This window comes from Streptosporangium sp. NPDC023825 (genome assembly GCF_040639575.1).
In the GTDB taxonomy this organism is placed as follows: domain Bacteria; phylum Actinomycetota; class Actinomycetes; order Streptosporangiales; family Streptosporangiaceae; genus Streptosporangium.
Genome location: NZ_JBFAAE010000043.1, coordinates 65,935 through 74,913, shown reverse-complemented (window position 1 = coordinate 74,913; position 8,979 = coordinate 65,935). Strand labels below are relative to the sequence as shown.

Below are 8,979 nucleotides of genomic sequence, written 5' to 3'. Positions count from 1 at the left end.
TTCCGGACCTGTTTTCTGGGAGCTTCTCCTGTTTTCCGGGGTTTGCCGGGATCCTTTCCGGATCTGTCGGGGCCCGTCCCGGATCCGGTTCCCGGTCCTGCTCATGGGACGGTGCGGGGGACGGTGCGCGGCCCGGTCCGGGGCCTTCCCAACGGCTCCGGGGCCTTCCCAACGGCATTTCGGAGGCGTTCGTCAGGTTCCCGGCCGTCCCATGATCTCGATCATGGCCAGAGTGTTCTGGTATTCCCGCCAGCTGACGATCTTCCCGTCCCGCACCCTGAGGACTCCGATGAAGGGAGAGGAGGCCTGCAGGCCGGTGGCGAGGACCCTCCCGGCGAGCTCGTATTCGACAACGATGACTTCGGGGTCGGCGGTCTCGTGGACGACCACCTCACGGACCTCGTCCAAGGCGAACCGCCGGGCGAAGGCCGCCTGTTCAGGGCCGGCGAAGAGCAGGAACGCCTCTTTTCCCTCGTGCCTCCTGGGTCTGCCCGGCGGAGCGAAGGGGACTTCGATGACGGCATTGTCGGCCAGCTCGCTCCCGAAGCCGCCGAGGTTCTCGAGCCAGTGCCGCCGTACGCGCTCGAACATCTCGCGAGGGCCGGGGGTGACGGTGGATTCGGTCATGGTGGATCCCCTTCGTGCCGGTCACTAAGATGAGTGGAAACTCATCTTTATGATCGTGAGTGGAGACTCACTTTGTCAACGCCATATCTCGCGTGTGGAGATGTCGTACTTCATCTCATGTGCGAGGACGCCGCCCTCCGCGGGCATCGACAGGCCTGCGGGCACGGACAGGTGCGGCGGGAAACACGACGGGAAAAGGGAAGGCCGGCTGGATGACCCCCACGAATTCTTCACCGGGCGGGACGGGCGATCCGACGGGTGGTCCCGGGGACGCCAAGCCGTTGCGTGCGGACGCCCAGCGCAACCGGGAGCGCATCCTCGCCGCGGCGGAGGCCGTCTTCGCCGAGAAGGGCCCCTCCGCGTCGACCGAGGAGGTCGCCACCCGTGCGGGGGTGGCCATAGGCACGGTCTTCAAGCACTTCCCGACCAAGCAGGCCCTGCTGCAGGCCATCATGAAGGGCCTCCTGGGCAGGCTGGACGGGGAGATGGCCGAGCTCGCCGCCGACGACGCGCCCGGGGAGGCGCTGTTCACCTTCGTCACCCGCATGGTCGAGCAGGCGGCGCGGAAGAGGACCGTCGTCGGTCTCCTGGCCGAGACAGGTGTCGATCTCCAGGTCGCGAGCTCGGTGCGGATGTTGCGCGAGGGGATCGAGACGCTCCTCGCTCGCTCCCAGGAGGCCGGCGCCGTCCGCGAGGACGTCCGTCTCGACGAGGTGATCGCCCTGCTCACCGGCATCTGCCAGGGGGCACTCCACGCGGGCTGGGATGGCGACCTGCAGCGTCGCACGCTGGCGATCGTCTTCGCCGGTCTGCGGACGCCTGAGGGCCGCCGATGACCCATGGTGTCCCTCGGCTGCGGGAGGCCGGCTCAGGGAAGACGACTGAGGGAAGGCCCGCTCAAGGGACCGCGTAGCCCGTTACGAGGGAACCGCTACAAAGACAGGAGGCCGTGGCCCGGGATCAGGCGCCGGAGGCGGCGTGGAGCAGGGGCTCGATCCGGTAGGGAACCTGGATGGACAGGGCGATCGTGGTGTCCGTCCGCTGGACCGCGGGGGAGGCCAGGATGCGGGCGATGATCTCCTGGAGGTCGGGGGTGCTGCGGGCCACCACGCGGCAGAGCAGGTCCGCCTGGCCGCTGGTGCCGTACACCTCCAGGATCTCGGGAAGGGGCTCCAGTGCCCGTACGGCCTCCTCCAGGCGGCCCTGGGCGATCTGCAGCGAGACGAACGCGAGGATCGGGTATCCGGCGCCCTCGGGGCTCACGGTGGGACCGAAGTCGGCCACGACGCCGCGGGCGATCAGTTTCTCGACACGGGCCTGCACGGTGCCCCGGGCCACGCCGAGCAGGCGGGCCAGCTCGGTCAGGCCGATACGCGGGTTGGCACGCATGGTGATCAGGAGGCGGCCGTCCAGCTCGTCGATCGACATCTCCTCAGGATCCCGTCAGATTGGGCGATTCGACCAGCATAGACGAGGTGTTACCGTACGTTTCTGTGCGGATCGCCCAGTAGAACTGGCTGCTCTTGCCAACGTTTCCGGATATTGCTGTCATTTCATCTATGTTCGAGGAAGCACAGTACTTCGCACCGGTGGCGACCCGTGACGACGGCTCGATCGAGGTCGAGCTCGGCGCCGGCCACCCCGGTTTCGCCGACCCGGTCTACCGCGCACGCCGCAACGCGATCGCCGCGCTCGCGGTGGGGTACGTGCCCGGTACGCCGATCCCGACGGCCGAGTACACCGATCAGGAGCACGAGGTGTGGGCCCTGGTCAGCCGGGAACTCGGCTTGAAACACCACAAGTACGCGACGGCCGAGTATCTGCGCGCGACCGAGCGGCTCGGGTTGCCGGCCGAGCGCATCCCGCAGCTCCAGGAGGTCAGCGAACTGCTGGAGCCGCTGACCGGGTTCCGCTACGTCCCGGCCGCCGGGCTGGTGCCGCTCAGGGACTTCTACGGTGTCCTGGCGGACGGGCTCTTCCACTCCACGCAGTACATCCGGCACCACTCCACGCCGTTGTACACGCCGGAGCCCGACGTGATCCACGAGGTGATCGGCCACGCCAACGCGCTGGCCTCCGACCGCTATTCACGCCTGTACCGCCTGGCGGGGCAGGCGGCCCGGCGGGTCGAGGGCAAGGACGCGCTGGAGTTCATCTCGAAGATCTTCTGGTTCACGATGGAGTTCGGCGTGATGACGGACCAGGGCGAGTTGCGGGCGTACGGCGCGGGAATCCTGTCCTCGTACGGGGAGATCGAGGAGTTCCGGGGGATGGACATTCGCCCGCTGGACATCGCCGCCATGGGTACCACGCACTACGACATCACGAAATATCAGGACGTACTCTTCCGGGCGGAGTCGCTGGGGCACCTCGAGGACATCGTCGGGGACTTCTGGGCGACCTGCGATGACGAGAGTATCGCCCGGCTAATCGCAGGCGTTCGCTAAGAGCGGGCATCGGTTCGGCGGGATGTTCTATAGCGCACGCCCTGTTTCAGGCTAGATTCCAGTTGATCGTCTTATTGTTACGTGTTGCGGGATATATCCCGATCGTCACGTAATGGGGGAGACGGTTGGGGTGGATGATGAGAGCAAGGAATCGGGTGGCCGCGGCCGCCGTCCTGCTGGTCACCGCGCAGGCCACCGCCTGCAGCACGTGTCAGAGCCTGACGCCGGTGAGCATGCCGACACCGTCTCCCTCGCGGCAGGCGGCACCGGTCGTTCCGACGTCCGGTACGCCTCCCCCCGCACCGTTCCTGGCCGTGGTCCCGGCGGTCCCGGCGCCCGTCTTCCCCGGCGCCGGGGCACCCCGGGCGCCCGGAGGGGTACGGGCCGCCCGCTCCCCGAAGATCCTCCCCAAGGAGCTCGGGCACACCCTGGACGTGTTCCTCGCGAAATACGGCGGCCGGACCGCCGCCTCGGTGTACGACCTGGGCACCGGCCGGCGCTACAGCTACCACCACACCCTCCAGCTGCCGTCGGCCAACACCTCCAAGGTGAGCATCCTGACGGCACTGCTGCTCGGGACGCGGTGGCGCGAGCTCGGCGAGCGGGCCAGGGCCGACGCGAAGAACATGATCCGCTTCAGTGACAACGAGGCGGCCGACCGGCTGTACGAGCGGATCGGGCTGGAACCCGGCCTGACCAGGGCGAACCGCAGGTTGGGCCTCAAGCGCACCTACACCCCCGGCAGGCGGTGCGTGGACCTGTACTGCTGGAGCGTCGCGCAGACCACCACCGAGGACCAGATCCGGCTGGTCAAGGCGCTGGCCACCGGTGAGAGCCCGCTGGCCCCCTCGGAACGCCGCAAGGTGCTCGGGCTGATGGAGAGGGTGGCCCCCGAGCAGAAGTGGGGGATCAGCGCCGGGGCGTGCGGGAAGGACGAGGTGTCGCTGAAGAACGGCTGGCTGCGGCACGCGGCGAACGGGCGCTGGGCGGTCGCCAGCGCAGGGTTGATCCGCGGGCACGGGCACGACTACGCGGTGGCCGTCCTCACCGAGGACAGTCCGAGCATGGAGACCGGCATCGCCAGGATCGAGGGCGTGACCGAGCGCCTCATGGACGCCTTCAGGGGCGGGCGCGGCTGCGGGACGGCCGCGAACTGAGCGGTCCGCGGGGCCGCGGGCTCACGGACCGCGGGAGCGCGGGAGCGCGTACGTGTCACGCCGTCCTGTCGACCAGCCGGTAGCCCACTCCTCGTACGGTCTGGATCAGCTGGTCGTCGTTGTCGCCCAGGCGGGCGCGGAGACGCTTGACGTGCACCGCGATGGTGTTGGTCGAGGTCGTGTCGGCGGAGTTCCAGACATGCCGCATGATTTGCTCCCGCGTCACCGTGCGGTGCGCGTTGCGCATCAGGTAGTGCAGCAGCTCGAACTCGCGCAGCGGCAGGTGGACGACCCTGCCGCCGACCCTCACCTGGTAGGCGTTGACGTCGAGTTCCACCGGGCCGACCACGAGTGCCCTGCGGGTTCCGGCCTCGCCGGTGAACGCGGCGTGGATCAGCGGCAGCAACTCGGGTACCCGGTACGGCCGGGCCACGCACGCGGTGGCTCCGGCCGTCAGTGCCTGGACGGCCTGCTGGGCATGACCCTCGCCCACGCCCAGCAGGACGGGGATCGCCCGCGTCAGCCGTACCGCGCGGACGAACTCCACCGCCCCTATGACCGGCAGTGAGGCGCTGACGAGAACGACGTCGGGACGGAACGCCCCGGCCTGCAACAGGGCCTGGGCGCCGTCGGTGACGCCCATGACCTGCACCCCTTCGCGTTCCAGGACGGCGGCCAGGTCGTGGACCATGGCCACCTCCGGATCGGCCACCAGCAGCATGGGCGCCGTCCGTGTGTCCCCGTCCACCTCTGGTGCCGTCTGCGGCTGGATCACCCGGATCCTCCAATATGGGTTAGCCGAAGCGGCCGGTGATGTAGTCCTCGGTCCGCTTGTCGGTGGGGTTGGTGAAGATGCGGCTGGTCTCGTCGAACTCCACCAGGCGGCCGTGCCGCACGCCGGCCTCGTCCACCTCGGCGGTGAAGAAGGCCGTGCGGTCCGAGACGCGGGCGGCCTGCTGCATGTTGTGGGTGACGATGACGATCGTGTAGTCGCGCGTCAGCTCCTGCATCAGGTCTTCGATCTTGGTGGTCGCGATCGGGTCCAGGGCCGAGCAGGGCTCGTCCATCAGGATGACGTCGGGCTTCACCGCGATCGCCCGCGCGATGCACAGGCGCTGCTGCTGTCCGCCGGACAGGGAGAGCGCGTTCTGCTTGATCTTGTCCTTGACCTCGTCCCAGAGGGCCGCCTTGGTCAGCGCCTCCTCGACGATCTCGTCCATGTTGCCCTTGATCCCGTTGACCCGGGGACCGTAGGCGATGTTGTCGTAGATCGACTTGGGGAAGGGGTTCGGCTTCTGGAAGACCATGCCGATCCGGCGGCGGACCTCGATCGGGTCCACGTGGTCGCCGTAGAGGTTCTCGTCGTGGTACAGGATCTCGCCGGCCGCGCGGGCGCCGGGGATGAGGTCGTTCATCCGGTTGAAGCAGCGGAGCACGGTGCTCTTGCCGCAGCCGGACGGGCCGATCATGGCCGTGATCTCGCGGTTGCCGATGGTCAGGTTGACCCCGCGTACCGCCTCGTAGTCGCCGTAGAAGACGCTGAGGTTGGAGACGGTGAAGACCGGGTCGAGGGCTTCGATGGTGCGGGGGACTTCGGGGCCGCGCACGTTCACGTTCGGCACGGAAATTCCAATCTCGGACATCTCTTACCTCACCAGCGCTTCTGATAGCGGTTACGGAGCCAGATGGCGACGGAGTTCATCAGGAGCAGGATCGCCAGCAGGATCACGATCGCCGCCGCGGCGAGGACGGCGAACTCCTCCTGGGGACGGCTGATGAAGCTGTAGATCTGCAGCGGCAGGACGGTGAAACTGCTCCAGACGCCCTCGGGGTTGAACCGGACCAGCGTCGCGGCACCGAGCATCAGGAACGGGGCGGCCTCGCCGATCGCGCGGGAAAGGGCCAGGATCGAGCCCGTCGCGATGCCCGGGATCGACGCCGGGAGCACCTGGCGGTAGATGGTCTGCCACTGGGTGGCGCCCAGCGCCAGCGAGCCCTCGCGGATCGACGGCGGCACCGCGCGGATGGCCTCGCGGGCGGAGATGATCACGATGGGGAGGACGAGCAGCGAGATGGTGACCGCGCCGGTCATCACGGTGAAGCCGAACTGCATCCAGCGGGCGATGATCCCCAGGCCGAGGATGCCGTAGACGATCGAGGGAACGGCCGCCAGGTTGGAGATGTTCAGCTCGATCAGCTTGTTGTACCACTTGGTCCTGTCGGCGTACTCCTCGAGGTAGATCGCCGCGAGGATGCCGGTGGGCAGGGCCATGAGCGCGGTCAGCCCGATGATCCACAGGGTGCCGAAGATGCCCGACTGGATACCGGACGTCTCCGGGCGGCGGATCGAGGGCTGGTTCTCCCACAGCACCGAGTTGAGCCGGGGCCAGCCCTCCTCGACGACGTAGACCAGCAGCATGGCCAGGAACAGGAGGGCGATCGCGAGGCTGGCCAGCAATGCGATGCGGAAGAGGTGTTCCTTGAGAGGGCGTCCCTTGCTCGCCAGCTGCACGGCCGAGCGGGGGGTGGAGAGGATGGCCATCAGTCGTAGACCTCGCGATACTTCTGGACCATGCGGGCGCTGAGGTAGTTCATCGCGAAGGTGATCACGAAGAGCAGGGAACCCACCGCGAAGATGGTCTTGTAGGCGATCGAGCCGACCGAGGCGTCGCCGGAGCCGGCCTGGGCGATGAAGGCCGCCATCGTGGCCATCTCGTTGCCCGGGTAGAGCGTGAAGACGGACTTGAAACCGCCGGCGATCGCGACGATCATCGTCTCGCCCGCGGCCCGGGAGACCGCCAGGATGATGGCGGCGACGATGCCGGAGAACGCGGCGGGGACGACGACGCGTACCGAGGTGAGCATTTTGGAGGCGCCGAGGGCGTACGAGCCCTCGCGCAGGCCGTTGGGCACCGCGGCCATCGAGTCCTCCGACAGCGACGCGACGATCGGGATGATCATCACGCCGACCAGGAGGCCGGCGGCGAGCGCGTTCTTGCCGTCCAGGTCCAGGAAGGGGAAGACGTCCCTCAGCAGCGGGGTGACGAAGGTGAGGGCGAAGAAGCCGAAGACCACCGTCGGGACGCCCGCGAGAACCTCGAGCACCGGCTTGAAGATCTTGCGGGTCCGGTGGGAGGCGTACTCCGACAGGTAGATCGCGGCGGCTAGGCCGAGCGGTACGGCGACCACGACGGCGATCAGGGTGATCTCCAGGGTGGCGACGATGAGCGGCCACACGCCGAACGACGGCGGGTTGAACAGCGGCCCCCAGTTGGTGGAGCCGAAGAACTCCCCGACGCTCACCGAACCGAAGAACTCGATGGTCGGCTCGAGGAGCGCGATGACGATGCCGATCGTGGTCGCCACCGACACCATCGCCGCGGCCAGGAGAACGGCCTTGATGACGAACTCGCCGTAACGCGGGCGCGACCGCGCCAGGGACCCCGGGGCCCCTGGAACGGTCATGCGGTGCTGGGCCGACATCAGCCGGCGCTCTTCAGCGCGGTGATGTCAGCCTTGAGCTTGGCCTCCTGCTCGGGGTTCAGCGGGATGTACTTCGCGTCCTTGGCGATCACGTTGATGTTGGACGCGTAGTAGTCGAGGAAGGCCGCGACCTCGGGCCGCTTCACCGCGGCGGCGGAGGGGTAGACGAACAGCGGGCGGGCGAGCGGAGTGTACTTGCCACCCTGGGCCGCCTCGACACTCGGGGCCACGCAGCCGCTGCCGGAGTCGATCTCCACGGCCTTCAGCTTCTCGGCATTCTCCTCGAAGTAGGTGAAGCCGAAGTAGCCCAGGCCGCCCTTGGCGCCCTCGACACCGGTGACGATGTCGTTGTCGTTCTCGCTCGGGCTGTAGTCCTTGCGGCTGGCGCCCTCCTCACCGTTGATCTCGTCGGTGAAGTAGTCGAAGGTGCCGGAGTCGGTGCCGGGGCCGTAGAGCTTGAGCTCCTCGGCCGGGAACTTGGCGTCGACGTCCTTCCAGGTCTTGATCTTGCCCTCGGCCGCCGGCTCCCATATCTTCTTGAGCTGGTCGGTGGTGAGGCAGGTGACCCAGTCGTTCTCCTTGGGAACCACCACGGTCAGCGCGTCGACGGCCACCGTGAGCTCGGTGAACTTGATACCCTTCGCGTCGCAGGCCGCCTTCTCCTCGTCCTTGATCGCGCGGGAGGCGTTCGAGATGTCCGTCTCGCCGGCGCAGAACTTCTCGAAGCCGCCGCCGGTGCCCGAGGTGCCGACCGGCACCTTGACCTGCGGCTGCTCCTCGCCGAAGAGCTCGGAGGCGGCCTGGGTGAGGGGCGCCACGGTGCTGGAGCCGTCGATCTTGATCTCGCCGGTCAGGGCCGCGCCGGCACCCGCCTCGGCGGAGGACGCGCTGGTGGGGGCGGCGGTGCTGCCGTCACTGTTGGGCTTGGCGTCGCCACCACAAGCGGCCGCGAGCGATACGACGAGCGCGGCCGTCGCCACCGCGCTGAGGCGGCGCTGTCCACTGGTCACGGTATGTTCCTTCTCCGTAGTGAGATCTGTTCTCGATGCCTCCGATGAAAGTGGGGCAAAGTGAACGGAAGTGAAACGAGCCATGACCGGGGCCGGAAGAGGTAGGCCCACGGATGTGAATACCGGAACCTCAACGGGATTTTGCGTCCGGTTTACGGTCCGGCGGGCCCGGCGAGCAGGGCCTTGGAGACTCCCTGGTCCGGACGTGGCCCGGCGCGGGAGCCTTCCGCCGGAACGTTCCCGTGTCCGGCCGTC

Annotated in this window: 10 protein-coding genes; 3 read left to right on the top strand and 7 right to left on the bottom strand. The window is 67.9% G+C overall.

What is annotated here, in order from left to right:
• Positions 1-192: 192 nt before the first annotated feature.
• The gene (locus AB0G15_RS29940; protein WP_362846162.1) at positions 193-627 is read right to left on the bottom strand and encodes a nuclear transport factor 2 family protein; all 435 of its coding nucleotides are present in this window, start codon (positions 625-627) and stop codon (positions 193-195) included.
• A 212-nt stretch (positions 628-839) separates the two neighbouring features.
• Here AB0G15_RS29940 and AB0G15_RS29935 point away from each other — a divergent pair, with 212 nt between their 5' ends.
• Entirely contained in the window at positions 840-1,463 is a 624-nt protein-coding gene (locus tag AB0G15_RS29935; RefSeq protein ID WP_362846160.1) for a TetR/AcrR family transcriptional regulator, read from the top strand.
• A 124-nt stretch (positions 1,464-1,587) separates the two neighbouring features.
• Here the strand turns inward: AB0G15_RS29935 and AB0G15_RS29930 are convergent, their stop codons facing one another.
• Entirely contained in the window at positions 1,588-2,055 is a 468-nt protein-coding gene (locus AB0G15_RS29930; RefSeq protein ID WP_362846158.1) for an Lrp/AsnC family transcriptional regulator, read from the bottom strand.
• Positions 2,056-2,186: 131 nt separating this feature from the next.
• Here AB0G15_RS29930 and AB0G15_RS29925 point away from each other — a divergent pair, with 131 nt between their 5' ends.
• Positions 2,187-3,074, top strand: a complete 888-nt coding sequence (locus tag AB0G15_RS29925) for a phenylalanine 4-monooxygenase (RefSeq protein ID WP_362846156.1) — start codon at positions 2,187-2,189, stop codon at positions 3,072-3,074.
• Between the two features lie 155 nt (positions 3,075-3,229).
• Positions 3,230-4,231 (top strand): serine hydrolase, encoded by a 1,002-nt coding sequence (locus AB0G15_RS29920; protein ID WP_362846154.1) that lies wholly within the window; start codon positions 3,230-3,232, stop codon positions 4,229-4,231.
• A 55-nt stretch (positions 4,232-4,286) separates the two neighbouring features.
• On the opposite strand, the gene AB0G15_RS29915 is transcribed toward AB0G15_RS29920, so the two are convergent.
• Genes AB0G15_RS29915 through AB0G15_RS29895 form a run of 5 tightly spaced genes read right to left on the bottom strand, consistent with a single transcriptional unit; the run spans position 4,287 to position 8,724 of the window.
• Positions 4,287-5,006 (bottom strand): response regulator transcription factor, encoded by a 720-nt coding sequence (locus tag AB0G15_RS29915; protein ID WP_362846152.1) that lies wholly within the window; start codon positions 5,004-5,006, stop codon positions 4,287-4,289.
• A gap of 19 nt (positions 5,007-5,025) precedes the next feature.
• Complete coding sequence (gene pstB, locus AB0G15_RS29910) at positions 5,026-5,844, bottom strand: phosphate ABC transporter ATP-binding protein PstB (protein ID WP_362697858.1); 819 nt, start codon at positions 5,842-5,844, stop codon at positions 5,026-5,028.
• A gap of 38 nt (positions 5,845-5,882) precedes the next feature.
• Positions 5,883-6,773, bottom strand: a complete 891-nt coding sequence (pstA, locus tag AB0G15_RS29905) for a phosphate ABC transporter permease PstA (protein ID WP_362846150.1) — start codon at positions 6,771-6,773, stop codon at positions 5,883-5,885.
• Positions 6,773-7,714: a phosphate ABC transporter permease subunit PstC gene (pstC, locus tag AB0G15_RS29900; RefSeq protein ID WP_362846148.1), complete on the bottom strand. Its 942-nt coding sequence runs from the start codon at positions 7,712-7,714 to the stop codon at positions 6,773-6,775. The genes pstA and pstC overlap by 1 nt, the downstream gene beginning before the upstream one ends.
• Positions 7,714-8,724: a PstS family phosphate ABC transporter substrate-binding protein gene (locus AB0G15_RS29895; RefSeq protein ID WP_362846146.1), complete on the bottom strand. Its 1,011-nt coding sequence runs from the start codon at positions 8,722-8,724 to the stop codon at positions 7,714-7,716. The genes pstC and AB0G15_RS29895 overlap by 1 nt, the downstream gene beginning before the upstream one ends.
• Positions 8,725-8,979 lie beyond the last annotated feature (255 nt).

Excerpts from the sequence above, each read along its gene's own strand:
- AB0G15_RS29930 (WP_362846158.1), bottom strand. The coding sequence starts at position 2,055 with ATGTCGATCGACGAGCTGGACGGCCGCCTCCTGATCACCATGCGTGCC.
- pstA (WP_362846150.1), bottom strand. The coding sequence starts at position 6,773 with ATGGCCATCCTCTCCACCCCCCGCTCGGCCGTGCAGCTGGCGAGCAAG.
- AB0G15_RS29940 (WP_362846162.1), bottom strand. The coding sequence starts at position 627 with ATGACCGAATCCACCGTCACCCCCGGCCCTCGCGAGATGTTCGAGCGC.
- pstC (WP_362846148.1), bottom strand. The coding sequence starts at position 7,714 with ATGTCGGCCCAGCACCGCATGACCGTTCCAGGGGCCCCGGGGTCCCTG.
- AB0G15_RS29935 (WP_362846160.1), top strand. The coding sequence starts at position 840 with ATGACCCCCACGAATTCTTCACCGGGCGGGACGGGCGATCCGACGGGT.
- AB0G15_RS29925 (WP_362846156.1), top strand. The coding sequence starts at position 2,187 with ATGTTCGAGGAAGCACAGTACTTCGCACCGGTGGCGACCCGTGACGAC.